The 25,668-nt window shown below is 35.7% G+C and carries 24 protein-coding genes; 13 read left to right on the top strand and 11 right to left on the bottom strand.

All coding sequences use genetic code 11. The features are described from left to right. The first annotated feature begins 94 nt into the window (after positions 1-94). From NF867_RS00705 to NF867_RS00690, 4 genes are read left to right on the top strand one after another with little or no spacing between them, the layout of a single operon-like run. The gene (locus tag NF867_RS00705; protein WP_252585588.1) at positions 95-652 is read left to right on the top strand and encodes a hypothetical protein; all 558 of its coding nucleotides are present in this window, start codon (positions 95-97) and stop codon (positions 650-652) included. Then, positions 636-902, top strand: coding sequence for a hypothetical protein (locus NF867_RS00700; protein ID WP_252585587.1), 267 nt, complete (start codon positions 636-638; stop codon positions 900-902). The genes NF867_RS00705 and NF867_RS00700 overlap by 17 nt, the downstream gene beginning before the upstream one ends. Positions 903-924: 22 nt before the next feature. After that, complete coding sequence (locus NF867_RS00695) at positions 925-1,155, top strand: hypothetical protein (protein WP_252585585.1); 231 nt, start codon at positions 925-927, stop codon at positions 1,153-1,155. Beyond that, positions 1,155-1,439, top strand: a complete 285-nt coding sequence (locus tag NF867_RS00690; RefSeq protein WP_252585583.1) for a type II toxin-antitoxin system RelE/ParE family toxin — start codon at positions 1,155-1,157, stop codon at positions 1,437-1,439. Before NF867_RS00695 ends, NF867_RS00690 begins: the two co-directional genes overlap by 1 nt. 121 nt (positions 1,440-1,560) lie before the next feature. Here NF867_RS00690 and NF867_RS00685 read toward each other — a convergent pair whose 3' ends face one another. Beyond that, positions 1,561-2,595, bottom strand: coding sequence for a TolB family protein (locus NF867_RS00685; RefSeq protein ID WP_252585582.1), 1,035 nt, complete (start codon positions 2,593-2,595; stop codon positions 1,561-1,563). A 27-nt stretch (positions 2,596-2,622) separates the two neighbouring features. Here NF867_RS00685 and NF867_RS00680 point away from each other — a divergent pair, with 27 nt between their 5' ends. Together NF867_RS00680 and NF867_RS00675 are read left to right on the top strand one after the other, a co-directional pair. After that, the gene (locus tag NF867_RS00680; protein ID WP_252585581.1) at positions 2,623-3,198 is read left to right on the top strand and encodes a C40 family peptidase; all 576 of its coding nucleotides are present in this window, start codon (positions 2,623-2,625) and stop codon (positions 3,196-3,198) included. A 103-nt stretch (positions 3,199-3,301) separates the two neighbouring features. Further along, positions 3,302-3,796 (top strand): YdeI/OmpD-associated family protein, encoded by a 495-nt coding sequence (locus NF867_RS00675; RefSeq protein ID WP_252585579.1) that lies wholly within the window; start codon positions 3,302-3,304, stop codon positions 3,794-3,796. 6 nt (positions 3,797-3,802) lie between these two features. Here NF867_RS00675 and NF867_RS00670 read toward each other — a convergent pair whose 3' ends face one another. The 4 genes from NF867_RS00670 to rnhA form a co-directional block, all read right to left on the bottom strand. After that, on the bottom strand, positions 3,803-4,264 hold the full coding sequence (locus NF867_RS00670) for a cupin domain-containing protein (RefSeq protein ID WP_252585577.1): 462 nt from the start codon (positions 4,262-4,264) through the stop codon (positions 3,803-3,805). Positions 4,265-4,384: 120 nt separating this feature from the next. Beyond that, on the bottom strand, positions 4,385-6,667 hold the full coding sequence (locus tag NF867_RS00665) for a TonB-dependent receptor (RefSeq protein ID WP_252585575.1): 2,283 nt from the start codon (positions 6,665-6,667) through the stop codon (positions 4,385-4,387). Between the two features lie 191 nt (positions 6,668-6,858). Continuing rightward, positions 6,859-8,187 (bottom strand): MATE family efflux transporter, encoded by a 1,329-nt coding sequence (locus NF867_RS00660; RefSeq protein ID WP_252585574.1) that lies wholly within the window; start codon positions 8,185-8,187, stop codon positions 6,859-6,861. A 1-nt stretch (position 8,188) separates the two neighbouring features. Next, positions 8,189-8,650: a ribonuclease HI gene (gene rnhA, locus NF867_RS00655; RefSeq protein ID WP_252585573.1), complete on the bottom strand. Its 462-nt coding sequence runs from the start codon at positions 8,648-8,650 to the stop codon at positions 8,189-8,191. Positions 8,651-9,126: 476 nt separating this feature from the next. On the opposite strand from rnhA, the gene NF867_RS00650 reads away from it, so the two are divergent. From NF867_RS00650 to miaA, 3 genes are all read left to right on the top strand, one after another. Then, entirely contained in the window at positions 9,127-10,455 is a 1,329-nt protein-coding gene (locus tag NF867_RS00650; RefSeq protein ID WP_252585569.1) for a BamA/TamA family outer membrane protein, read from the top strand. An 82-nt stretch (positions 10,456-10,537) separates the two neighbouring features. After that, positions 10,538-11,383, top strand: coding sequence for a hypothetical protein (locus NF867_RS00645; protein WP_252585567.1), 846 nt, complete (start codon positions 10,538-10,540; stop codon positions 11,381-11,383). After that, complete coding sequence (gene miaA / locus NF867_RS00640; protein WP_252585565.1) at positions 11,383-12,303, top strand: tRNA (adenosine(37)-N6)-dimethylallyltransferase MiaA; 921 nt, start codon at positions 11,383-11,385, stop codon at positions 12,301-12,303. The genes NF867_RS00645 and miaA overlap by 1 nt, the downstream gene beginning before the upstream one ends. A 27-nt stretch (positions 12,304-12,330) precedes the next feature. Here the strand turns inward: miaA and NF867_RS00635 are convergent, their stop codons facing one another. The 6 genes from NF867_RS00635 to NF867_RS00610 all read right to left on the bottom strand — a co-directional run bounded on the left by NF867_RS00635 (position 12,331) and on the right by NF867_RS00610 (position 19,739). Next, entirely contained in the window at positions 12,331-13,107 is a 777-nt protein-coding gene (locus NF867_RS00635) for an enoyl-CoA hydratase/isomerase family protein (protein WP_252585563.1), read from the bottom strand. Continuing rightward, positions 13,108-15,198, bottom strand: a complete 2,091-nt coding sequence (locus NF867_RS00630; protein WP_252585561.1) for a ComEC/Rec2 family competence protein — start codon at positions 15,196-15,198, stop codon at positions 13,108-13,110. 3 nt (positions 15,199-15,201) lie between these two features. Next, entirely contained in the window at positions 15,202-17,238 is a 2,037-nt protein-coding gene (locus NF867_RS00625; protein WP_252585559.1) for a helix-hairpin-helix domain-containing protein, read from the bottom strand. Further along, a complete protein-coding gene (locus NF867_RS00620) occupies positions 17,228-18,037 on the bottom strand; it encodes a PorV/PorQ family protein (protein WP_252585558.1) in 810 nt (269 codons plus the stop codon). The genes NF867_RS00625 and NF867_RS00620 overlap by 11 nt, the downstream gene beginning before the upstream one ends. Before the next feature lie 380 nt (positions 18,038-18,417). After that, a complete protein-coding gene (locus NF867_RS00615) occupies positions 18,418-19,005 on the bottom strand; it encodes an SH3 domain-containing protein (RefSeq protein WP_252585557.1) in 588 nt (195 codons plus the stop codon). Positions 19,006-19,322: 317 nt separating this feature from the next. Further along, positions 19,323-19,739, bottom strand: a complete 417-nt coding sequence (locus NF867_RS00610; protein WP_252585556.1) for a hypothetical protein — start codon at positions 19,737-19,739, stop codon at positions 19,323-19,325. Positions 19,740-19,927: 188 nt separating this feature from the next. Between NF867_RS00610 and NF867_RS00605 the strand changes: the two genes are divergently transcribed. The 4 genes from NF867_RS00605 to NF867_RS00590 all read left to right on the top strand — a co-directional run bounded on the left by NF867_RS00605 (position 19,928) and on the right by NF867_RS00590 (position 25,665). Next, positions 19,928-21,130: a tyrosine-type recombinase/integrase gene (locus tag NF867_RS00605; protein WP_252585555.1), complete on the top strand. Its 1,203-nt coding sequence runs from the start codon at positions 19,928-19,930 to the stop codon at positions 21,128-21,130. 769 nt (positions 21,131-21,899) lie between these two features. Beyond that, entirely contained in the window at positions 21,900-23,450 is a 1,551-nt protein-coding gene (locus NF867_RS00600; RefSeq protein ID WP_252585553.1) for a type I restriction-modification system subunit M, read from the top strand. Beyond that, a complete protein-coding gene (locus NF867_RS00595; protein WP_252585552.1) occupies positions 23,434-24,642 on the top strand; it encodes a restriction endonuclease subunit S in 1,209 nt (402 codons plus the stop codon). Before NF867_RS00600 ends, NF867_RS00595 begins: the two co-directional genes overlap by 17 nt. Then, the gene (locus tag NF867_RS00590) at positions 24,643-25,665 is read left to right on the top strand and encodes a DUF4917 family protein (RefSeq protein WP_252585551.1); all 1,023 of its coding nucleotides are present in this window, start codon (positions 24,643-24,645) and stop codon (positions 25,663-25,665) included. Positions 25,666-25,668 lie beyond the last annotated feature (3 nt).

The raw sequence follows: 25,668 nt of genomic DNA, 5'->3' as shown, positions 1-25,668 counted from the left end.
TATAGAAATTAAACTTAGTAAGATTGCAAGAAAGCTTAAGTAACAAAATGAATATATTTAAATATCACTTAAAATAAATGCCTAATGAATAGATATGTTGCTTTCCTTAGATATTTTAGGATTTAAACAGATTGTTAAACCTGAAAATAACAGTCATAGTATTTTGCTAGATCTTTATACAAATGTATTTAACCTTGCTTTTGGATTAGGTCAAACGGGCGGAGCGTTAGATCCTATCAATTCTGAAGGAATCCCTCAAATCAAAGCGAATCTCAACAACAAAAAGTATAATTTTATAAGTATTTCAGATAGTGTTATTTGTTGGACCGAAAAAGAGGCATGTTCAAGTTTTATTGATTTATTAATGGGAATAAGGGCTTTATTAGCTATCAGCTATAATTTTGGGATCCCATTGCGGGGAGCAATTTCTTATGGAGAAATGGATGTGATTTCATTTGAAAGAAATTCGATTGGTGATGAAAAGTTTACAAATCAAGTAATAATAGGTAATGTTATTGTTGATGCTCATAATCTTGAAGGCAAGCAAGAATGGTCGGGTTGTGTAATTGAAAGTAAAGCTGATTTTTACACTAAAAACTCTCAAACAGAAAGCTGTAGTAGCCCAATAAAAAAGTGTGGAAGAGTGTATTAATGATAAATTGATAGTTAAATATAAAACACCGTATAAAACAAGTGAAGGCAAGGTTGAATACAAGAGTGAATATGTGATTAATTGGTTATCCCATCCTATAAATGATGGTTTTACAAAAACTGAAGATAATGTTAGTGAAAAATTTAAAGAGCATAATAAAAGTATTGACGATTGGTCCGTTAAGTTAAAAATCAAAAACACTTTTGACTTCATTCAATTTGTAAAAAACAAAGCTCCAATAAATAATTAAATTTGATACAAAGAAAAATGATATGGGAACCGCTGAACTAAAATTGAACTTGCATAAAATAGTAGAAAGAATAGATAATGAACAATTGCTTCGAACAATTTATGACTTTCTGAAACATGGTGAGAATACGGAAGAGGGGCAGATCTGGAAGACATTAACGGAAGAGCAAAAGAAGGAAGTGTATTTATCTTATGAGGAGTCGGAAGACGAAAGTAAGCTCTTAAATTGGGATGATATTAAGAAAAAATATTGATGCAGGTTTTTCTTACTGCAAGAGCCGAACGCAACTTCTATTCTATTGTAACTTACCTCAAAAATAAATGGGGTGAAAAGACAGCGAACGAATTTATTCAAAAGACAGATCAGGTTTTCAAACTTTTAAAGAGTTTTCCTTCAATTGGCCAAATAGAGCAGGAAGACATTAGAGGATTCCAATTATCACCACAAACAAGGATACTTTATAGAGTTGGAAAAAATAAAATTATAGTTTTAACTTTTTTTGATGTTCGGCAACATCCCGGAAAAAAGTTTAGTTAACGGAGTTTAAGATTAAAAAAGAGAAAAATGGTAGGTAAAAGACCTTAATAAAAAGCCCATGAAAATAATAGTTTTCACGGGCTTTTGTTTTATAGTATATTCTTCAGTATCAGCTTGGATATTATTCAACAATCATTTGTGGATTAATAATGCTGAAATTGCTACCCTGATAAACGATTGTAAAGCCGGTACCATCTGATTTTATACGAGCTATACAAGAATTACCGGTTAAGCCTGGGCGGTATTGAAAATAGATAAAGCCATCTTCACCACACATCGCATTTGTTTTAACTGATTTATCGGTTTTTAAATCGTATGATTTTCCATTTATACTTACCAATTGCAAATCAACGTATTCAACCTCATTTACACAGCCTGGCGAAATGCTATAAGCAATGTGCTCATTATCATTTAAAAAACTTGGCCTTCCATCAAGGTATTCATTAGAAGTTAATTTACGCTCGTTTTTAATCTTTTGACTTGCCGAATCAATTTGAGCTACATAAATCTCCATAAACTTTGTCGGACATAAACTGTACGGCGTTCCTGTTGGTAGGGCCGAATAGGTAATGTATTTACCATTTGGAGAAAATACAGGATCTGAAAACGAAGTTGAGCGAGTGCTAAGCTGAACCGGTTTTTTTCCCATGGAGTCAGTCAAGAATAAATGCCAATGGTTGCGGTTGAAATTATCCTTGTCACTAACTTCGGCTGCCATTATAAGGTGTTTCCCATCCGGAGACCAACTTGCCGAACCTTGCGAGCGCCATTTATAGTCACTCAAACTAATCAGTTTTTGCCCTTTACTGCCATCTATATTAAATAACCAAAGCTCTGAATTACGCGAATTATTGTCTTTAACAATTAAACCTTGTGGTGCTCGGTAACAAATGAACTTTTTCTTGTCAGGCGCAACCTTAACACCCCAATAGTTAAAGGCATCATCTTGGGTAATTCTAACTTCTGCCGAATCGTTTTTCTTATAGATCTGATAAGTACCGGTTTTATTCGAACTATAAAACAAGGTTTTATCGGCTTCTAAGGGGATATCTACCAAGGTTTTGGGTTCTGCTTTTTGTGCCTTAAGTTGAAATGTGGAAATTAAAAGGCAAGAAATTAAACTGAACTGCGCTATTTTCACGTTGATTTTACTCATGAATCAAAAATATTAATTAGATCTAGAATGAAAAACGTAAAAACCAAACTGTACGTATTTATTTGCCTTGTTTCTTTTTCTGCCTGCTCTACAAAAAAAAATGTGACCAATGCCTATTTGAAAAATGGCGGTAATCAATATGTAACCGAACTGAATGCCTCTAATTACTCAAGTGTTAAAGACAAATACATTATTGGCTATTACGCTCAGGAATTGGGCGTAAAGGAAAGAGATTTAAACAATGTGTTGCTGTTTCGCTTTATTGATGAATGGATCGGAGTGCCGTACAGAATTGGTGGAAATACGAAATCAGGTATTGATTGTTCTGGCTTTACGAACTTGCTTTATAAAAATGTGTATCATATTGTGATTCCAAGAACAACCGGAGAAATTTACAAGGAACTCGATGTAAAACCTTACACCAGTTTAAAAGAAGGAGATGTAGTGTTTATGAATTACGATGGTAAGAAGAATTCACACGTGGGTGTATACCTAAAAAATGGCCGATTTGTACATGCTTCAACCAGCAAAGGAGTAATGATCAGTGATTTTAACCAAGTTTGGTATCAAAAAGCATATAGTACAGGTGGGGAAGTGAAATAAAGTTTGATTTTAGATTTTAGATTTACGATTGTAGTAGGCTGAAGATTGAATAAAGAAGGACAAACATCTAGTTAGATTTAAGATCTATAACAATGAAATTCTGATGGCGCATTTCAACCCTATAATTGATACCAATGTTCAGCTTCAAAAGTTTCCGACGAAGGGCGGTTGGACCTTTGCCCCAATTGAACTTGAAGTGATTAATACCAAACCTTTTAATTATTTAAAGGTAAAGGGCTTTATTGATGATTTTGAGATTGTAGAAAGCCATATAATGCCCCTAGGTAATGGTAAATTGTTTCTGCCGGTTAAAGCTGAAATCAGAAAGAAGATCAAGAAGGAAGTAGGAGATTGGGTAAAGCTTGTGCTTTATAAGTTCTTGGATAACGATGTGTCCACTGATACTTTTTTGGAATGTTTAGAAGACGACCCTGTTGCCTGGTCCAAATTTCAACAGTTTACTATTGATGAGCGATCTCAATATGTTCAATGGATATTTTCATCTGCATCAGAGGAAATTCAAATTCAACGAATGGCAAATGCAATTAATAATATTGCCCAGGGAATTAAATTGCCTAAGCCTGGTAAGAAGAAATAAATTTAGTTAATCAAGGAAATTTGGTGGATAAAACCGGATACCATACTTTTTCTCACCAATGGATCTTGCGTCCTCTGGACTAGCAACTTTGCTTATTTCTTTAAACATACTATCCAGTCCAGCCGGTATAACGGTGCAAATTAATAGTGCATCAGTATCCGAAATATTTTTAAATGCATGGGCACCACCATCCAACGGAATATTTATAAAATCTCCTTTCCCAGCCAATAACTTTCCTGATTCTGTACTAAACTCTATTTCACCTTCGGCAACATAAAAGCTTTCTTGAATCTGATTGTGTGAATGTGGGGCTGGGCCACCATTGGGAGGTACCCTCATTTCAATTACTGCGTAACTGCCATTTGTTTGTTCTCCACCTATTAGTATTCTGTATTTTCCTTTAGCTACCGAAAGTTCTTCTCCATCAGTTGTGCTAATTCTCGAAATGATAGGGTCAGATTTTTCCATTGCTCAAGATAAGTTTAAATTCATAATGGATTACAAGCATGCACAATATTTTAAATAGATAGGACTATACGTTTTTTATATTAATTATTTACAAATTCAAAGAGTGTCATATCATCTACTTTATTTCAAATTGTACCGAACGCCTAAAAAACCTTTAATGCCCTGCATTGGAGCATAATTGTATGATGGGTCAAAGGTGTAATTATACGGATTGGTGCTTGGGTTAGGACTTCCGTCTGACAAGAAATATTTACCACCTGATTTATTGAATGGATCGTCGGGGTGAAGAATTGGATTTTTAGGAAGAAAATTCAACAGGTTTTTACATCCCCCGTAAATCTCTAAGCCGTTCTCCAATTTCTTGGTAAGTTGTAAATTCATCAGGTTATACCAAGGTGATTTTTCGGTTCTATAATCATTAGGTACCACTGGTAGATACATTGGACCGTTTACCTTTCCGGTTACATCAATTGATAATTTCCATGGATTAATGGTATAACTCACCGCATAGGTTCCCGATAGTTTTGGAGCAAATAATTGAGGAGTGGTTTTCCGGTTACCTTCGGCATCCTTGTCTTTTTGATAAACATCCATATAGGTGGCGCCAATCATTACCTTAAAACCATTAGTAAAACTGAAGTCGGTATTCAAAGTAAGCCCTTTGGAAATGGCATACCCCGACAAATTATCATAAATAATTTTTTGTGGATCCGTTAAAAAGTCGCCAGTGATTTTGTTAGTAAAGTATGTGTAAAATATAGTTCCATCCAAACTAATAAAACCGTTTCGATGACTAATGAGGGTAGAGTAATTAAAATTTGCATTCCATGACCGTTCCGGCAACAGATCATTGTTGATAACTACCTCTCTTGCACCGGTTAAGGCAGCGTGATCTTCCGTAAACAGATTCACAACACGGTATCCATTTCCCGTACTTAAGCGAAACGTATTGCGCTTATTCGGTGAATATTTAAAGCTCAGCCGGGGAGTAAAAATACTACCATGTTCATTGTGGTGGTCGTATCTTAAGCCGGCTAAAACGCTAAGCATTTCGCTACTTTTCCATTCATCCTGAAGAAAAATTCCGGGCAAAAATGTTTTGGCAGGAGCATTAGCACCATCGATATTCTTTGTTCCGGTGGTATTGTCATCGTAATAGGTATATCGTAGAGGCAAACCCGAAAGTAACTCATGTTTTCCTAATGTTTTTGTCCAGCGTAATTGCAAAAAGGCAACCTGTTGGTTCGCATAAAACTTGGTTATACCATAATAAGAATCTTGTAAATGGTAGTTATAAGAATAATCGATCACAAACTGTTTTGGCAGCTCAAAATTTCCTAATAATTCAAATCGATTGGTTTTTATTGATTCGCCATAAATGCTGTCGCTACCACGAAAGTTTTGGTCCCAATTCACCTGGCCGCCCCAGCGATTTTCAAATACGTAACGGGTTGCCAAACTCGCCATTCGGTTCTGTGCTAATGGAATGCTCCATTTATTAAATATCGAAGCTCGATTTTGCAAGGTCACATCTGTAAAATCATCCTGATTTTTGTCGTATCTGCCTGAATAATTGAAATAATTAATACCAACCAAGGTGCTCGATCTTCCTACCTTTAGTTTTCCGGCAATGTCCGCATTGTACTCTCCATAACCGGTGCCTGATAAATCAGTGTTTAATCGGGGAGAAGATGCGGGTTCTTTGGTAATAATATTTACCAAACCACCAACAGCTTCGGAGCCATAAAGGGTAGAAGCTGGGCCTTTTACCACTTCAATACGTTTAACCATACTGTTAGGAATTCCTGATAAACCGTAAACTGTTGCAAGGCTACTTACAATGGGCATTCCGTCGATTAAAATCATGGTGTAGGGGCCTTCCATGCCATTAATATGAATATCGCCAGTATTGCACACATTGCAGTTTAATTGCGGTTGAACACCATTTATCATCCCCAACGATTCAAATAAGCTAGGACTTGGGTTTTTCTTAAACAATGTAGGAGTATAAACTTCAACAGGGATAGGTGAGTTTAACTTCGAAACTTCTTTCATGGTTCCGCTCACCACCACTTCGTTTAGTTGATGAGTAGTTTCAGCCACTAAACTGATGTTGGCAATTACTGTATCATTCGCTTTTACCTCTACAATTTTAAACGCATCACTATATCCAAATAAGCTATAGTACAGTTTGATTTTACCAATTGGCAAGCTATCTATTAAATAAGAACCATCAGCCGAAGAGAAAAAAGCTTTTTTAGTCCCGTTATAGCTAATCTGTACATTTTCTAAAGGTTTTTTTTCTGAACTGATTTTACCTTTAATTGTTCCTGTTTGTGCATAGGTAGAGGTTGCAAGAAATATAAAAGTTAGAGTAGCTAAAAAGTAGATAGATCTGATCATTTGAGTAATGTTTGATCAAATGTAAAATTTTATTAGCCATATTGAAAATAAAATTTAGAGAAGTCTAAAAATTTGAGATTTAAGATTGTTGATTTCGGATTTCAGATACGAGTTTGGATGTTTTGGCCATTTGGTCATTGATTATTTATTCGTACATCTAAAATCGTACATCTAAAATCGTACTTCGTACTTTACTGGTATTTAGCTTTAAATTTCCAGATGGAACCAATGCAACGATAAAGCATAAAGATGGTAAAGGCCGTCCAAATACCATAAAGCTGCATGTTTAAATGATCGAAAAACCAAAGGGATGGAATAAAGGCCAGAAAAGTTGAGCCGATCAATAAGTTGCGTAAGAAGACCGCTTCCCCGAGCCCTTTGTAAATTGCATCAAACGAAAAGGTTAGGGCGTTTATCGGCAGCATCAGAATTAATATCCAAAAAGTTTGGTAGAAGAATTTTAACACATGAACATCCGAAGTAAACATCTTTCCAATGTAAAAATAGCCCGCACCACAAAAGACCATAATAACCAGCGCTACTACAAGCACTATTTTTGACAGGTCAATACCTAATAGCCATAGCTTTTTAAAATCTTTTGATCCCAGTAATTTACCCGAAATGGCATTACCTGCATTTCCATATCCATCGATTACAAAAGCAATGAGTAAAAAGATATTGGCAATAATGGCATGGGCAGCAATTTGTTCTTTTCCGTATCCGGTAGCATAACGATTAGCTAAATAGAATGAGAAGTTTAGGGCAGCAGCTCTTAGAAATAGATTGACACTCAGGCTGATCAGGTTATATAATTCAGGATTAATTGATTTGCCTGGATTGAGTTTAAATGGTGTTTTTTTAATGAAAAAATAAATGGCTACCATACACATAAGTACCTGCGTAACTAAACTGGCGTAAGCAGCCCCTTCTATGTTCATTGCCGGAATGATCCCCGGAACTCCAAAAACCAATAAAATATCAAGGAAAATATGCAGGAAACCACCAATCAATCCAATATACATTGACCAAATGGTATTCTGTAAACCCCGAAAAACTCCGTAAAGCGTAAACGTAATCAAGCTAAAAGGGAAGCCCCAAATGCGAATCCTGAAATAATCAACCGCGTAACTCAGTATTTTTCCATTGGCATTATAGAGTTTAAATATTTCCACAGAAAAGTAGCGAGTTGCAATAACTACCACTGAACTCATCATTAAGCTGAAAATGAACGTTTGTATCACCAAACTATCGAGTTCATGAAGACGTTTTGAACCGAGGTAGCGCGATACGATCGAAGAAATGGCCGAACTGGTTTGGGCCAAGATCCAGGTGATGGCTGATATTAACGAGGCAGCAATACCTACTGCGGCAATAATTTCGGTTTTGTCGAACGGAATTCGACCCACAATCACAAGGTCGGTAAGTGAAATAACAGGTTCAACAACGCCAGCCAGTAAAGCGGGTATTGCCAATCGGTTGATTTCTCTAAAGCTAATTTTATCAGTAAAGGTGGCTTCCAAACTATTTATTTAAACTTTCTTCGCGTTCAAAAGCTGTGTCTACAAATTGATGATTTTTAGAAGCGGCAACGGCCAATTCATCACATCGTTCATTTTCCGGATGGCCAGCATGACCCCGTATCCATTGAAATTTAACCTGATGTTTACGGTAAATTTTTAGAAAACGTTCCCATAGATCAGGGTTTTTTTTGTCTTTGTAGCCTTTTTTCTGCCAACCAAACACCCAACCTTTTTCTACAGCATCAACTACATATTTCGAATCTGAATAAATCAAAACCTGTTGATTATCGGCTTTTAAAGCCTCCAAGCCAACAATGACGGCAAGCAATTCCATCCGATTGTTGGTGGTTCGGCGAAATCCGGCCGAAAGTTCTTTATAATGTTTTCCCGACCTTAATAGAACTCCGTAACCACCCGGTCCAGGATTTCCACTTGATGCGCCATCGGTAAATATTTCAATCATGCTTAAAGTTTGAGCGGCAAAAATAACAGGATTTACTTAGAATTTTGGTGTTCAATTGCTTTAACCTATTGATTCATGTTTTCATTTTTTCTTAATAGAATAGCTTTAACAAATTGTATTTCAAGTATTAAAACTTTAAATTAATAGTTGAAACCCCAATCTATATACGCTCAATGAAAACCTCTCAATTCACCACCATTTGCCTGGTATTTACTACAAGTTATTTTTTCAGGATTATTTTTTATACCAATAACGAATATGCTTAATGTTCATAAGTGTATTGATTATCAGATGAATGTCTGATTTTGTAATTGGCTTTTGCTATGAAAATATTTTCAGAAAAGGGGAATGAGGCAAGATTGGAAATTTATGTGGCTTCAAAAGATGCCCTTAAATTGTAATTCACCGTTTATAGTTTAAACAATTGCTTAAAATCTAAATGGTAATCATATGTAACAATATTTACTAATACGCTCATGATAAAAATATTCAATAAATACTTGTTTAAAATTATTGCAGTAGTGATTGCTGTGGTCTGTCTTAACTGTGCGACAGGTTTGGCCCAGTCAAAAACAGATTCAACTAGATTAGGAGCAGATTCCGTCAAATTGAAAACAGATTCAATCAAACTTGCAACAGATTCAGCCGAATACCAAGTGAAAGATATTGGAGACGTATTATTTAAAAAGAAAAAAGGAAAGAATCCGAAGCCTCAAAAAAACAGTTTTTTCCTTGCGATTCCAGTTATTGGCTCACAGCCTGCAACTGGCTTTATGTTTGGCCTTACCGGGCAATACACATTTAAAGGACCCAAACCTGACGATAAATACTCTACAGTAAATTTAAGCGCTACCTATACCACTAAAAATCAGTTGCTTATTAATATGAAAAATAATGTGTTGCTTTCAAACAACAAGATTTTTTTAAGCGGCGACTGGCGGTTCTATATTTTTTCGCAGCCCAATTACGGCTTAGGTACCGATATTATTCCTCCAAGGGATGAAGACCCGGATTTCAGTCTGGATGATTTGTCTGAACCGATGGATTATAACTATTTAAAATTCCATCAAACGGCATCGTGGTTAGTAAGTGAGCATTTTTATGTGGGAGCAGGTGTGCATTTCGACGGGTATTCAAGCATTGATGATAAAAAATTAGATACGGCTAATCATATCTATACGGCTCATTATAATTATAATGTAAAATACGGGTTTGATCCGGAAAATTATTCAGTGAATGGTGCTAGTCTAAACTTGCTCTATGATTCGCGCGACAATCAGATCAACCCCAATCGCGGATGGTATGGGAATGTTAACTTTAGAATTAATCCGAAATTGGGTAAAAACCAGGCTTCCAGTAATGTGTTATTTGCTGAGATGCGCTACTTCAGGCCATTAAGCAAACGCAATTTGCAACATGTTTGGGGTATTTGGGCCTTTGGTCAGTTTGTTACTTCAGGAAAAGTTCCTTATCTGAATTTACCTTCAATTGGCTGGGATCAACGGAGCCGAAGTGGTAAAGGATATACACAAGGCGTGTTCCGTGGAGATAATATGCTTTATTTAGAAACTGAATACCGCTTTCCGATCAGTAAAAATCAACTTTTCAGCGGAACCGTTTTTGGTGATTTTACCACTGCAAGTGATAAAGATAGGGGTGTAAAGCTTTTTGAAACCATACAACCTGCCGTAGGTGTTGGTTTCAGGATTTTACTGGATAAGGCAACCCGAACCAATTTGATATTTAATTATGCTTGGGCAAACCGCTCAAAAGCATTCTATTTAAATGCGGGAGAATCATTTTAGGTTTATTTAAAGCTTTTAAGAGTTGTTGAATTTAACCGGTCAGTATTGATTCGAACTTCTTTTTTATTTTTGAGGATCAATAATGCATAATTTGATCTCAACCAACTTTTTCGATTGGATATCTCACCTTGCTGCTGAAAATAATTTCAGCCTTAAGCTTTCTCAAATTGAGGGTGTTTCAATTGTAATAATACCAGAAAAGGCCATTTCTTTTGCTTTTATCAAATTAAAGGACAATGAGATCGTTTCAAAAATGATCGACTTGTTTTACTCTTCAAATGAAGGTTTTCAGTTGATCTCAGTTTGGGAAGATCAATGGATTCAAAGCAATGAGGTTATTCGATCAAGAATTAGTTCACTGTTAGGTCAAACTATACGAATTCACGGTCGAGCCACAAAAGTTAAACGCATAGATATTCATCAGCTCAATAACTTTCTAGCCACCCACCATTTAAATGTCATAACCACTGCTAAGTATAAATATGGCCTTTTTTTTAAAGATGAACTGGTGGCAGTGGCTTCTTTCAGTGCCGGAAAGCCAATGCCTTCAAGAGGTGAAAATTATCGATCGTATGAATTGATCCGCTTTGCAAATTTAAAAGATCATACAGTGGTTGGAGGGTTAAGCAAGCTTATTAAGTTTTTTATTGAGGAAGTGAAACCAAGTGATATCATGACGTATGCCGATCTGGAATGGTCTAACGGCGAAGGTTATGTGAAATTGGGATTTAAAAAAGAGGGGATAACAGAATCGCAGCAGTTTTGGGTGAAAGAAGGTGAATGGTTACGCTATTATGCTCATAAGCTTCCGCTGTCTATTTTGTCGATGGCCGAGTCCAATGAATCAGAAGAGCAACTCATGATACGCTTGGGTTATGTTCGCATAAAAAATCAGGGTAATTTAAAATTCCGTTTAGTGATAAAGTAATGGGCGAAACAGATTTAATAGTGATTTTAGGTCCCACAGCCTCGGGTAAAACGCGGTTAGCGGTTAGGCTGGCCTATGAGCTTAACGGAGAAATTATCAGCGCGGATTCACGCCAGGTTTATAAGGATATGAACATTGGCACCGGTAAAGATTTACATGAGTTCGAAATTAATGGAACATCTATTCCTCACCATTTAATAAATATTCGCGAAGCAGGAGAGAAGTACAATATTTTCGAATTTCAACAGGATTTTGAACGTGCATACACATCAATAAAAGCAAAAGGAAAGGTTGCGGTTTTATGTGGTGGTACAGGCTTATATATCGAATCAGTTTTAAAAGATTTTCAATACACATCTGTTCCTATTGATGAGAATTTAAGGGTCGAATTAGCCTTTAAATCGAAGGAAGAACTTACTACTATTCATCAACAATTAACCTCTTCCTATTCAGGCTTGGCTGATACATCAACAATAAAACGGCTGATCAGGGCAATAGAGATTAGTACATATCTAAATAAAAACGCACATGATTTTCATTCGTTACCTCAGGTTAATGCATTCATCTTTGGAATTGATATTTCCAGAGAACTACGCCGTGAGCGTATTTCGGAACGTTTACTTAAACGAATAAGTGAGGGTATGATCGAGGAGGTACAACAACTTTTAGCAAAAGGAGTTTCGATGGAAACCCTTGTTTATTATGGCCTCGAATATAAGTTTATTGCCCAGTATTTAAATGCTGAACTAGATTATGAAACGATGCTGGAACGGCTGGAAACAGCTATTCACCAATTTGCCAAACGCCAAATGACCTATTTTCGGAAGATGGAAAAAGATGGATTGACGATCAATTGGATAAATGGCGAAGAACCTTTGGATGAGCAATTAAGGGTTTTGGTAAAAACAATAAAACAATAAAGCAATAAAACAATAAAACAATTTCCTTTACCACTTCAGCTTGGTTTTCGTTAAAAACGAATCTACTCCTTTTTTAAAATCTTCAGTACTTCTAACATTTGCATTTGTCTCAGCTGCAAATATTAAGGCTTCTTCAGTTTTCATAGATTGAACCTTTTGAATCAGATCTTTGGTAATGGCTATAGAATTTGCTGATGTTTCATTACACATTTTTAAAGCAAAGGTTTTTACTACTTCATCAAGTTCATTATGGTCCACCATTTCATTGATCAGTCCTATTTCTTTTGCTTCTATTGATGAAATTAAACGTCCACTTAGCAGAAGATCTTTAGCCTTTCCTTCGCCAATTTTTCTGATCAAAAACAACGCAACAATAGCCGGAACAAAGCCAATTTTAACTTCGGTATATCCAAACTGAGCTTCATGCGCAGCAAATACAAAATCACAAACAGTAGCCAATCCACAACCTCCGGCAATAGCATGCCCCTGAACTTTGGCAATGGTTATTTTACTCGAAAAATAGATAGCACTAAATAATTCACGTAATTGATGACTATCGGCAATATTTTCATTAACCGAATTTTGCTGTAGTTTTTGGAGATAAGCCAAATCAGCTCCTGCACTAAAAACATCACCTTCGGCTGCTAAAACAATGATTTTTATGTTTTCATTTTTCTCCGCCTTGTAAACAGCTTGCTTTAACTGCTTAATTAATTCTTCATTAAGCGCGTTTCGTTTCTCAGGCCGATTTAGCGTTATATAGGCAATCCGATCTTCAACATTAAATTTTACCAGCTCTTCCATTTAAATAGATATTCTTAATGCGTTTGATTGATAAATGTTAATACTGTTTATCCCAAGCATTTGACACTGAGCCATAATTTTATTTGCGTTGTATTCAGAAATAGACTTATCGATCAGTAAAGTGTTAAATTCAAATATGTTGAGTAGTGTCTTAACATCCACACGTTTTTTTCCTGAAATGAGTAAATAATCAACTTTTAATTTTTGGGAAGACTCAGGAACAATAAAACCCTCATCTACAATACCGATTCTAATATCATAAAACTGTAGATAATTTTTATGTTTAACAAGATGTGCCGATTTTAAATTACTGCCCAATGAGTCGATACTAACCTGTGAGTTTGAATGTTCGATATAAGGTTTAATTGAAAAGGCGTAGCTCTTGCTAAGATTTTCTGGATCAGCAATTAGTTGCAATCGGTTTTGATCCTTACAAGCAATGACTGTTTTCCCTTTGACAGAAAATATTACCAATTCATTTTCCTTAAATTTCATCAGGTTTTCGAAACTAAAAGAAATGATAAAAAAGATGATCAAAATAAAGCTTAGGTTCAGTGCAGTTTTTGATTTTTCAGATAAACGATAGCCAATGCTAAAGACAATTAAGGTTAAGAGTAATAAGGTATAATTGTTTATCCATATTCCATTGAAAGTTGCAAAAGGCAGGTGGCTAAGCTTTAGCAAAATCCAGTTCATAAGATCGATAATATTTGTTAAGCACAATCCTATTAATCCAGCTAAACTGGGAATAAACGAAACCCCAAGAAGTAAGATTCCCCCAAATAAAATTATTGAAGCAATTGGAATGACAAGAATGTTGGCGATCAGAAAGTAATTAGGAAATTGATGGAAATAATAGATAGAAAGCGGAAATGTGGCTAATTGAGCTGAAATTGAAACACTCGTCATCGTCCACAAATAATTCAATGCTTTATTTTCTGTATAAAACCATTTGTAAATCTTAGGCTGGAAATAAATAATGCCCCAAACAGCTATGTATGAAAGCTGAAAACCCACATCGAATAATAAATATGGATCGAGTAATAGTAGGAAGAAAACCGAAACTGCTATCGTATTGTAAATATTGGTATAGCGGTTAAAGCCCTGTGCCACGGCTACAACGCTTATCATAAAAGCAGAGCGGCAAACTGCCGGCGACATGCCAGTGATTAAAGCATAAAGCCATATCAATAGTAAAACTAAAATGGTCTTAATTAACTTCCCATGTTTTATCCGGTCTAAAAATGAGAGTAATGTATTAATCACAAGGAAAATGATGGTAACATGTAATCCTGAAACCGATAGGATATGCAATGTACCGGTATTGGTAAATGAAGTAACAACATCCGAACTTAAATCGGCACGGTAACCCAAAAGGAAGGCTGCTGTAATTGAAGCATTTTCATGTGAGGGGATATATCTGTTAAATACCTGAACACATTTCTCCCTCATAGCAATTGCCCATGTTAAAACGCTGAACTTAGCGTCCGATTTGATAAGTCGATATTCATTGGTTTTCAAATAGGTTTGAAAGTGAATGTTTTTGAAATACAGGTATCTTCTGTAATCAAATTCATATGGATTTTGAGGAGGATTTATCGCATTTATTTTGTTAGAAATGAGTAGCAGTTGTCCGTATTTAAGCTCATTTTTAGTGTTAAGTGTAACCAGTAAGTTTCCGCTTACAGATTTTTGAGCAGAGTTTTTTACTGCATAAATCACTTCGGCTTTAAATTTAAGATTAGCTCCCTTCCTGATCGGTGGCTCATCAATTTGTATTATGAAATAATCGTCACTTGAGTTTTTAAAATGAGTTTTATGATTGAGTTCGTTATGTAATCCCGAACAACAAAAACCAATAAGTATAAAAGATAGGTTGATGAACAGACCTTTATATTTTCGCCATTTGGTTTTGTTTATGGTTCTGTTTAAATGCGTTGTTAAGATTAAAATTGATACACCTAACAACAGCAATAACCAATAGACTAAGGAATCAAGTTGCCATAAACATCCAACAATTATTCCTGCGATAAAAGGAATTAAAATACGAACGAAGGTTAACTGCCTGGTTTGTAAACGGAAACTGCTCATCGTTTAAAAGGTTAATCGTATTTGAACTTTCACTTCCGACTTTTGGCTTCCTTTGATCACATCGTAACCAGAACCCAATTCATCTTTATTTCGGTAGGAGTAGACGCTGTATCGCATCCAGAAACTTAGCGGTTTTAAAGGAACAGCCTTGATGTTTATATAAAAACGGGTTCCTGTATCCTGATACATAGCATACGAATAGGCATACAAAACATCTTTCTCCGCAGCATAAATTCGGGCGTTATAAGAGTCGGTATCAAAAAGGGTGAATCTGCTATCTAAGCCTAAACGTTTAGACCGGTTTTGGATAGCAAAATTTACTGAAAGAGCCATTCCGGTCTCTGGTTTTGCAATTCCATTGCTATAATTCACCAGATCTATTCGATTGCCGATAGCAATGTATTCGTTTAAACTGTAACTAGAAGTAAAACGATAATTGTTTTTTATGGTTTCTGCAATTGGCCTAATTGTTACTTCTTCATTTGATAAATTGATCTCTTTTTGCTGGCGCATAAAACGAACATCCATGTTTAGTTTTTTTGAAGGTGAATAAGTTAGCATACCGAAGAATTCATTTCCCTTTGATGGAGCATCAACACGATACCGTAACCATGGGAATTTGAACACATCCGCAAAGCAATTAATTGTGATTTTAGGAGAAAAATTTACGGTGATGCCTGAATAAAAGCCTTGTTCATTTGTGTTTGTAGATGCTTCACCAATGGCCTGTGAATAAAATGAATGAAAGTTTTTATCAAAATGTCGGTGAACAATTGTTAGTGTGGCTTTGGGTGTAACACTCATCATCATACCAGTAATAAACCCCATGCCTCCATCAACAACCTTACTTTCCTCACCAAAAAAGTAAAATCGATTTAAACTCAACTGATAAGCTATTGAGTAAACGGTTTGTGATCTTCCTTTGAAATCGAATTGATTGTAAAGCTCCGGGTTCTTTTCTAATAATTTGTCGAATTGCTGATGATAGGCGGTTAGTGAGAGTTTAAGCCTTTTTAACGGCTCGATAAGCAAATTACCTCCATACAAAAACTCTTTTAAGCTTTGTTTATCAGTAATTTCTGTAGCCGACCGATGAAATCCGGTGGTTTGTAAAGCTGAAACTGTAATCTCGCTTGTGGAATCATTTGCTATCACATTTGCATCTAAATTTCGGTAAGAAACGAAAGGAGAGAGGCTGATTCTTTTTGTGAGTAAAAAATTTCCGGATAGCCCTCTGAAATAGCCATTTTCGGTAGTTGAGCGGAACGTTTTTGGTCCAATGCCATTTCTTACCATTGAATTAACTAATGCGCTTTTACCTATTCCATAGCCAGTCCACATTATCAGCCCCTGACCAAACTGCAAACAGTAATCACCAATGATTAACTGTTTAAGTTTACCCCAATTGCGAAAGCTTAAACTCGCTGAATAAAAGTCAAAACCATATTTCTGATTTCCCTGCAGAAATTGTTCCCCAGGATCTTTTTCTCCTAAAAGTGTTAAACTGACTTTGTCTGAACTGTTGTAAGTATATCTGCTATAAATGCGAAGCCTGTCACCTGCGTAAATATGCTCTTTAAAGCCTCTTGATAATTCCAAATTCTGAGAGACTCTAATGATAAATTCATTTTCTCCGTTTGAAAGAGTTAGTTTACCATGTGATGAAGGGTCGGAAACCCTTACAAAGGGTTTTAGCTTTAATAAAGTTGTTTTATCAAATAGGGAAATAGTCTGCAACTCGGCAAAATCGATCAATGGGCCAAATTGTTCTATATGCTTTTTTAAAGCTTCAATTTGCAAATCATTCAATAAATACAAAGATTCTAGCTCACTGACACTTGCAGAATTTAGGTTTAAAGGATGATGATAATAAGCATATAGTTGTTGGGTAAGGTCGCTTATGTCTAAATCTTCATTATCGGTACTACTAGCTATAGCCTCAATAATATTTTCTACAACAGGATCAATCTCCTTTTGCGCTATGGCGAATTTAGCTAGAAGTAAAAAAATCAAAACGAGTGAAAACCATTTAGAATTCATATCCAATCGACATTTGTGGGGAATAGCCAAGATCTGGATGGACCGAAGCGGCCAGGTTAATTTGCAAGTGATGGGTAATGAAACCAGCTCCAAAATACTGTTGGAACGGATGCGTTGAAATTCCCCCTCTTAAAGCCAATTGGGTAAAAACACTGTATTCTAAACCTGTTTTAAAGGTTGGAGCATTTGAAAGAGGTTTTTCTAACTCAGAAATAATAAAGGTTTTATCTGATAAATCATATCGGGCGCCGAACCGAAAAATGGTCAATAACGGGTTTTGAAGCTCTTCTCCAAAATCAGATCGGCTCGGATTTATAATATGAGTAGCTAAGGTGAGATTGGTCATCACCTTAGTCATTAAACCAACTTCTACCGAGTATGTCGACGCATCACCATAGTTAGCAATTGAAATGGAATGGTAATTAAACTTCAATCCAATGGAAAAATTGTTTCCAAATGTTCGTCCGTAACTTAAACCGGCAGTTGTTTCATGGTATGGGTCTTCACCAAAGGAGTTAAAACTCAGTCCGAAAAAATTCGATTTTACAGGGAAACCTATAACACCTGCTTTTGTGCTAAACGCAGATGAAGAAAATTGATTTAAATAACCCAAAGAGGCAGTAAACGAACGGATATTGTTGAATGCTGCAGGATTTCCCGAAATGTTCCAGGTATCACTCATTGCACAACCGGCATTCGCCATAGCGCCAATACGTGCCCCATAAAATGAATTTTGTGCAGATAAATTAACCACACCAACGCATACGAGCAACGTACCCAAAAAGAGTTTTTTGAGCATAAAAATAGATTTTAGGTAGTGTTAACGTTTTATCTCTATGAGAGATAATTAATTGTGAATTAGATGTATTCTAAATATTGTTAAAAAAAGTAACTATTACAAGGATATCTTTACGGAAGGGGAAAAATGCAAGGGAAGTATAAAGTAGGAAGTACAATTTTAGAAGTACAAAGTACAATTTTGGAGTTAGGTATTACGGGTTTTGGATAAACTGGGTAATTTCATTTTCAACCACAATGGATATCTTAAGAAATTAAGATTATCGGAGGATGAAATGAAAGTAGAGAGAAGAACTTTATTGGGACAAAGAATCTTCGGTTTTACCTTTTTTGAGGTATGAAACAATTCTTTGTCCCTTTAAGTCGAACTAAACATTAAATTTATTTAGTGAAAACATATGAAATATAGTGTGGCCCCGGCTGTGGATAAACCAATTCGTCTCCTATCCATGCTTCAAAAAGGTCTTCATTATTGCAATCATCAGGAAAAATGCCACCATGACCAGGCACTTGGAACCAATTGATTTCAAGTTTTAGCAAAGTAACGATATAAATAGTATCTCCTTTTTTATAGTGTTTTAATGGAAATTGGATTTTCCATTTTTTAATAAAAGAACAAATGTTATCTACATCATAGTCTTTTTGGTAGGGGAAGTTTTCGAATGAAGTTGGCATTTTTGATAAATCTCCAATGAAAACCCGAGGATGCCAAAAGCCCACAGGTTCAAATTCTAATTGAAAATTAATTGTTAAATATTTCTTATCATGGGTGATAGTCATTTTACCAACCTTATATGGATAATCATCGAACGGCCCCATCCCCATAATGTCATAAGTAGAACTTCTGTTTTTCGGTGTACAATCAACAGCTTTATCCAATTGGTTCGTGATAACAGGTTCTTCTGATTTATCACAGCCAAATATCATTGCGACCAGCAATGCTAGCATAAAGATTTTAAGCGTGTTCATAAGTTTGGATTTTTATTTAAATTAAATTCTAAGATTTTATTTGAGGTGTAAACAAAAGCATTTAATTAGCAAGTGTTTTTGTAGGAATCAGAATTTAAATGATGGAATAAATGGTGCTTGTAATGCTGGAAATGATATAATGCTAACGCTTCAGGAATGGTGTTGGTATGGGAAATAAATTTAGGGAATTGTTGTAAACTTTTAGAAGTGAACATTCTAAAAGTTTAAATATTTAAATAGCTAATTTTAAGTGTAATAAAGTTAATCTCCTGAATCTCATACTTAAGTGTATTCGTAATCTTTCGATTATTAAAATATTATTTTATGTAGCAAAGAGCGTAAAATATCAAAGGAAATGCAGCCCATGAAAGGATTGTGCAAATAGTATCGATTGGCCTCTTTGGTATGTTTTTAGAACTGATCTTTCTTCCAATTCTCATTTCAAAAAGTAAGTCTGGCAACCTCGTTAACATCAATATTAGTCCAGCCAATGTGATTCCCCAGTTCCAATAATGATAAAGAACGTAAAGAAACGCTAGACTTAGCAAAGAAAAAATGATAGTTACTACAATGCCTCCACCAGATCTTTCGTCAAGAGCTTTTGCAGGTTCTTCACTTTTCTCTTTATAGGTCGGTAAAATACCTCTCACTACAATGCCAAGAAGATTTGTACCTACAAACATCAGAATAAAATATCCTGCAATGGTTTTTAAAATGCAAATAAGGATTTCCATTGTCTATCTAAAGTTAAAGTTAATGGAAAAATAGGCCCCTATAAAAAAAGCTTTGTCCTTATACCTTTGCGCAATTGAGATACAGGGACAAAGCACCCAGATGATTTTTCTGATCATGTAAAAAGAGCCTTATTCATGCTTTAAACCCTGTTTTTTATCAAACTGAGATAAAAAATGAGATAAACTTGATGTCTGTTCTATTTACCCCTCCGGTATTAAAGATCAAAAGAACCCTTAAAGAACGTTGGTATGTTGAATATAAATTGAAGGATGAACTCACAAGCAAGTGGGTGCAAAGGAAGGAGTACGGAAATATCAATCGTTTAAAAACAAGAGAAGAGAGGAAGTTGGAAGGGGAGACCGTAAGACTTCAGCTTCAATCAGACCTTGAAAATGGTTTAATATCCTTAAGTGCTGTCACCTCTTCAGTGAAAGCAAAGAGAAATTCAAATCTGACTATTTCAGCTGCCATCGATGAGTTTTTAACCCCTCACTTAAAAGCTAAATTGGATAATGAGAAGAAAACAGGGGTAAAGAATAATAATAGCACATATAACACTTATAAACGTTACCTGTCTTATTTTACCGAATACTGTGAAGCCTATGGCTTAGTAGATGAACCTTTAAATAGTTTTGAGCAGAGGAATATTAACATTGATCTATTAGAATGGATTCGGTTTAATAAGGATTGGAAGGAGCAGAGCAAAAAGAATTTCTTTATAAAGGTAAAGTTGCTGTTTAGGTACTTTTATCAAAAGGGTTTTATCAAGAACGATATTTCAAATTTTAGATTGAAATTCATAGTTGATATTGAAGGTAATGAGCCTTTTACTGATGAGGATTTGGATAAAATAATTCCCAATATGCGAGGTTCAGATCCTTATCTGCTTTTATATTGTCAGTTCATCTATTATCTATTTTTAAGGCCTTTCGAGGTGATAAAATTAAAAGTTGGAATGTTCGACCTCAATAAGAATGAACTGCATTTAAGCCCTGAAGTTCAAAAGGTTAAAAAGAAAGCAATCCTTCATGTTCCGGATCAATTGGTTCAATCCTTAAAAAAGTTAAATCTGAATCAATATGATCCTAATATGTACCTTTTTTCTAAAAAAGGGCAGCCATCTCATGTAAGCGTAACTCGTGGTTTGTTTTATTATCGTTTAGAAAAAGTGCTTAAAGAGTTCAAGTTGGAGGGACAAAATAAGGGCTTATATAGCTTTAAACATACCGGGGTTATTCATCTTTGGAACCATATGGGAGATAATTATCCAAATCGTATGAATATCATTAGAAATCTGTGCAGGCATTCATCATTTTCAACCACAATGGAATATCTTAAGAAATTAAGATTATCGGAAGATGAAATGAAAGTTGAGCGAAGAACTTTATAGAATTTGAGACACTTTTCTTTAAAATAGGGTTATTATACCCTTGATTGAAAAGGTGTCTCAAATTTCAAAAGTTGCTACCCACTTTCTATAAGCTTATATTTCTTAAGTGTCTGTAAGAAAGTTCGTTCAATTATGATTGACTGAAAATTAGTTTGATTTGAGTTTGCCGTTATTGTTTGAGACCGATTTTTAAGATGAAAAAAACTACCCACCCGGTTTGCGAAATACGTTTGGGGGATGCAAATCAGAAGCCCCCTGTTAATAGTAATCATTCCACTGTTTGACCTCTGAAAAAAAATTAAAATTAATTTTTTTAATAATCGAAAAATATGGAGTGATTTCGGAAGTCCTAAGGGATTTGCGGTACGGCATGACTTCTTACTTCTGGAAGGGGCCTCAAGGTTCATCCTTTCGAAAGAAGGTTTGACTGAGTTTATTGCTTCAACTGTCCCTGTACGTCCTAGTGAAGTTTCTTAAACTTTACTTCCCCTGTGAATGTCATGTTCTTTAAGGCACTAATGCCACAAGTGCCATTAGTGCCAAGTGCCAGTTATGTTTTACAAAACTCATTATTTTGTCGATTTCTTCCGAAATTGGTTTTTGTTGATAAATTTATTAGGGCTTTAAAAGTCTTTCTGATCACCATTAGCCATTTTTTCAATTTGCAAATCCTACTTATGAGCTTGCAAACGTCAGTAAACCTGATTAACATCTTGATAAATTTCCCCTGTTTTCACTATTTTGCCGGCTAGGATTAAGTGATATTAGAATGGCGAAATCAAAAAAAGAAACCACTGAAGAACCTTTAGAAAAACAGCTTTGGAAAACAGCCGACAAGCTTCGGAAAAATATTGACGCGGCTGAATACAAACACATTGTTTTAGGATTGATCTTCCTCAAATATATTTCTGATGCATTTGAAGAACTATATGCAAAATTGGTAGCCGAGGCGGCTGAAGGTGCCGACCCTGAAGACAAAGAAGAATACAAAGCTGAAAACGTATTCTTCGTACCACAAGATGCCCGTTGGGCCTTCCTGGTTTCAAAAGCAAAGCAGCCCGAAATAGGCAAGTTTGTGGATGAAGCCATGGATGCCATTGAAAAGGAAAATGCTTCCCTAAAAGGTGTATTACCTAAAGTATATGGCCGCCAAAATCTCGACCCAACCAGTTTGGGTGAACTCATTGATTTGGTTGGAAACATTGCCTTAGGCAGTGCCAAAGCAAGAAGCGCCGACGTTTTGGGCCATGTGTTTGAGTATTTCCTTGGTGAATTTGCACTGGCCGAAGGTAAAAAGGGTGGACAGTTCTACACTCCGCGCAGTGTGGTTGAATTGTTGGTTGAAATGCTGGAACCTTACAAAGGCCGGGTGTTTGACCCTTGTTGTGGCTCTGGCGGTATGTTTGTACAATCTGAAAAGTTTGTGGAAGACCACCAGGGAAGAGTGAATGACATTTCTATTTACGGACAAGAAAGCAACCAAACCACCTGGCGACTAGCAAAAATGAACCTTGCCATCCGAGGCATTGACAGCTCACAAGTGAAATGGAACAACGAAGGTTCTTTTTTGAACGATGCCCACAAAGACCTGAAAGCCGATTACATTATTGCCAATCCTCCTTTTAACGTAAGCGACTGGGGCGGTGACTTAATGCGTACCGATGGCCGTTGGCAATACGGTACACCTCCAACGGGTAATGCCAACTTTGCCTGGCTGCAGCATTTTATTTATCACTTAGCTCCAACCGGACAAGCGGGCGTTGTATTATCAAAAGGTGCACTGACTTCTAAAACTAGTGGAGAGGGAGACATTCGCAAAGCCTTAATTGAAGCCGGCTTAATTGATTGCATAGTAAACTTGCCTGCCAAACTGTTTTTGAATACCCAAATACCGGCCGCTTTATGGTTCATGAGCCGTGATCGTTCCAATGGTAAGTTTAGAAATAGAAGTAATGAAATATTATTTATTGATGCCCGCAACCTGGGTTATTTAATAAACCGCCGTACACGTGAACTTTCGCACGACGACATCCAGAAAATTGCGGGCACTTACCACAGCTGGCGCAACCCGGATGGCAATTACGAGGACATTGCCGGTTTTTGCGCTTCCGTTCCAATAAGCAAAGTAAAAGAACTTGATTACGTGCTTACACCGGGGCGCTATGTAGGCTTGCCTGATGATGAAGAAGACTTTGATTTTAACGAGCGCTTTAGCGTTCTAAAAGCTGAATTGGAAGCGCAATTAAAGGAAGAAGCCCAACTGAATGAAATTATTTCCGCTAACCTCTTAAAGATTAAAATCAATGAGTGTTTGGGTTAAAACTAAACTAGGAGATATAATTTCAATAAAAGGTGGATTTTCGTATAAGGGAGAGTTTATTGGAAAAGGTTCAACTTTATTACTCGGAATGGGATGTGTTTCCTTTAGCGATATTTTTCTTCATTCAGGAGCTAGACTATATGAAGGTGATACACCCGATTCCTTTTTAGTAAAGCCACAAGATATAGTTTTAGCAACTCGTCAACAGTCAGATAATTTGCCAATTCTTGGAGCTCCTGCATTCGTCCCCAAATTCTTGGATGGAAAAAGAGTTATAGTTGGAACAAATCTTTACAAGATAGAAAATGATTCAACCGTAAATAATGAATTCCTATTTTGGTTATTAAGGACTGAAGATTATCGAAATCATATTAATTCCTGTTCAAAAGGTTCAACTGTTAAAATGATTACAAAAGATGCAGTTGAATCATATGAATTTCTTTGTCCATCGGAGGAGGAAAGAAATAATATTGCAACTATTCTTTGGAAAATTAATGATAAAATAGACCTACTTCACCGCCAAAATGCCACCCTCGAAAAAATGGCCGAAACTCTGTTTAGACAATGGTTTGTGGAGGAAGCAAAGGAGGAGTGGGAAATGGGAATCTTAGGTGACTTTGGTAAAGTGATTACAGGTAAAACTCCAAGTAAAGAGAATCCTAATTATTGGGGAGATAAATATCACTTTGTTACACCAACGGATTTTAAAGATTTTGGCATGTTTACAAACCAGCCAACAAGAGGTTTATCAGAAGTGGGATGGAGTAAATTAAAATCTTTACAGTTACCACAAGACTCGATTTTGGTTACATGTATTGGCTCCGATATGGGTAAAGTAACAATTTCATCACAGCCATGTATTACAAACCAGCAATTAAATTCGATAATCATTCGAGATAAAAAATATATAGGTTATGTATTTGAGCATATAAAGAGTCAATATCAGAATATTAGAAATATTGCGTTTGGAGGCACTACAATGCCCATTATTAACAAAAACGATTTTCAAAATATCAATACGCCAATTCCATCAAATGATATAGTAGAATTATTCAATATCCATTGGGAAGTATATGCAAACAAAATTTTAAAAAACCAAACCCAAATCCGCACCCTCACTGCCCTTCGGGATACTTTATTGCCGAAGTTGATGAGTGGGGAAGTGGGGGTGGACTTGAACAAACAAAATTAGATGGCAGATATATTACAATTTGATCAATGCATAAAAATGGCTTCTTCTAAGAAGCATTTAATTTTAGGAAACGGTTTTAGCGTTGATTTATTCCCTAATATTTTTAATTACAAAAAACTGGCTGAAAAAATAACAGACCCTAAACTAAAAGCAATATTCGCTAAATTCAATACATCTGACTTTGAATTTGTTGTTTTAAAGCTCACTGAGAGCTTAATAGTTTTAAATTATTATGATTCGCATAAGCTGATCTACAATAAAGTATACGAAGATGCTGAAAAGCTCAAGGAATTGCTTATTAGTGTAATATCTAACTCACATCCAGAGAACCCAACATGGATTACAGAAAATCAATACAAAAGTTGTTTTGAATTTTTACAACATTTTGAGGAAGGCAGAAAGTATTCGTTTAATTATGATTTACTACTCTATTGGGTATATATGCATTTCTTAGATCACGAAGCAACCAAACTTATTTGTGATGATGGGTTTAGAACAAATTGGGATGACGATTCAATGGTCACGTGGGAAATTGGTAGAGAGCATCAGCAAAATCTTTATTATCTACACGGAGCTATGCATATATTCAAGGATGACAAGTCTTTGATACAAAAGTACACTTGGAGAAATGGTAATAAAACAATTGGGCAGCAAGTTAGAGAGTCCATTGACAATAGCAAATTTCCTGTATTCATTTCTGAGGGTACAACTGAACATAAGTTAAAGAGGATTAAGGAAAACGGTTACCTTTCCAGGTCATTTTCGAGTTTAAAAAGTATCAAGGGTGATCTTTTTATCTTTGGACACTCTTTAAGAGATGAAGACGACCATGTTTTTGATATTGTTAATTCCAATCAAGGTTTGAAACGAATATTTATTAGTCTTTATGGGAATTCTGACAAAATAGAAAACAAAAAAATAATTGGAAAAATTAATGCTTGGCAAAGTGAGTTCACTTCAAAGGGTCGAGAATATATTTTTTACGACTCCACATCTGCTAATATTTGGGGGAAATTCGATTAACAA

The organism is Solitalea agri (assembly GCF_023914155.1).
Lineage (GTDB): Bacteria > Bacteroidota > Bacteroidia > Sphingobacteriales > Sphingobacteriaceae > Solitalea > Solitalea agri.
The sequence above is the reverse complement of the archived record's forward strand: the minus strand, read 5'-3'. Positions and strand labels throughout refer to the sequence as shown.

Excerpts from the sequence above, each read along its gene's own strand:
- NF867_RS00705 (WP_252585588.1), top strand. The coding sequence starts at position 95 with ATGTTGCTTTCCTTAGATATTTTAGGATTTAAACAGATTGTTAAACCT.
- NF867_RS00695 (WP_252585585.1), top strand. The coding sequence starts at position 925 with ATGGGAACCGCTGAACTAAAATTGAACTTGCATAAAATAGTAGAAAGA.
- NF867_RS00690 (WP_252585583.1), top strand. The coding sequence starts at position 1,155 with ATGCAGGTTTTTCTTACTGCAAGAGCCGAACGCAACTTCTATTCTATT.
- NF867_RS00685 (WP_252585582.1), bottom strand. The coding sequence starts at position 2,595 with ATGAGTAAAATCAACGTGAAAATAGCGCAGTTCAGTTTAATTTCTTGC.
- NF867_RS00680 (WP_252585581.1), top strand. The coding sequence starts at position 2,623 with ATGAAAAACGTAAAAACCAAACTGTACGTATTTATTTGCCTTGTTTCT.
- NF867_RS00675 (WP_252585579.1), top strand. The coding sequence starts at position 3,302 with ATGGCGCATTTCAACCCTATAATTGATACCAATGTTCAGCTTCAAAAG.
- NF867_RS00670 (WP_252585577.1), bottom strand. The coding sequence starts at position 4,264 with ATGGAAAAATCTGACCCTATCATTTCGAGAATTAGCACAACTGATGGA.
- NF867_RS00665 (WP_252585575.1), bottom strand. The coding sequence starts at position 6,667 with ATGATCAGATCTATCTACTTTTTAGCTACTCTAACTTTTATATTTCTT.
- rnhA (WP_252585573.1), bottom strand. The coding sequence starts at position 8,650 with ATGATTGAAATATTTACCGATGGCGCATCAAGTGGAAATCCTGGACCG.
- NF867_RS00650 (WP_252585569.1), top strand. The coding sequence starts at position 9,127 with ATGATAAAAATATTCAATAAATACTTGTTTAAAATTATTGCAGTAGTG.
- NF867_RS00645 (WP_252585567.1), top strand. The coding sequence starts at position 10,538 with ATGCATAATTTGATCTCAACCAACTTTTTCGATTGGATATCTCACCTT.
- miaA (WP_252585565.1), top strand. The coding sequence starts at position 11,383 with ATGGGCGAAACAGATTTAATAGTGATTTTAGGTCCCACAGCCTCGGGT.
- NF867_RS00635 (WP_252585563.1), bottom strand. The coding sequence starts at position 13,107 with ATGGAAGAGCTGGTAAAATTTAATGTTGAAGATCGGATTGCCTATATA.
- NF867_RS00630 (WP_252585561.1), bottom strand. The coding sequence starts at position 15,198 with ATGAGCAGTTTCCGTTTACAAACCAGGCAGTTAACCTTCGTTCGTATT.
- NF867_RS00625 (WP_252585559.1), bottom strand. The coding sequence starts at position 17,238 with ATGAATTCTAAATGGTTTTCACTCGTTTTGATTTTTTTACTTCTAGCT.
- NF867_RS00620 (WP_252585558.1), bottom strand. The coding sequence starts at position 18,037 with ATGCTCAAAAAACTCTTTTTGGGTACGTTGCTCGTATGCGTTGGTGTG.
- NF867_RS00615 (WP_252585557.1), bottom strand. The coding sequence starts at position 19,005 with ATGAACACGCTTAAAATCTTTATGCTAGCATTGCTGGTCGCAATGATA.
- NF867_RS00610 (WP_252585556.1), bottom strand. The coding sequence starts at position 19,739 with ATGGAAATCCTTATTTGCATTTTAAAAACCATTGCAGGATATTTTATT.
- NF867_RS00605 (WP_252585555.1), top strand. The coding sequence starts at position 19,928 with ATGTCTGTTCTATTTACCCCTCCGGTATTAAAGATCAAAAGAACCCTT.
- NF867_RS00600 (WP_252585553.1), top strand. The coding sequence starts at position 21,900 with ATGGCGAAATCAAAAAAAGAAACCACTGAAGAACCTTTAGAAAAACAG.
- NF867_RS00595 (WP_252585552.1), top strand. The coding sequence starts at position 23,434 with ATGAGTGTTTGGGTTAAAACTAAACTAGGAGATATAATTTCAATAAAA.
- NF867_RS00590 (WP_252585551.1), top strand. The coding sequence starts at position 24,643 with ATGGCAGATATATTACAATTTGATCAATGCATAAAAATGGCTTCTTCT.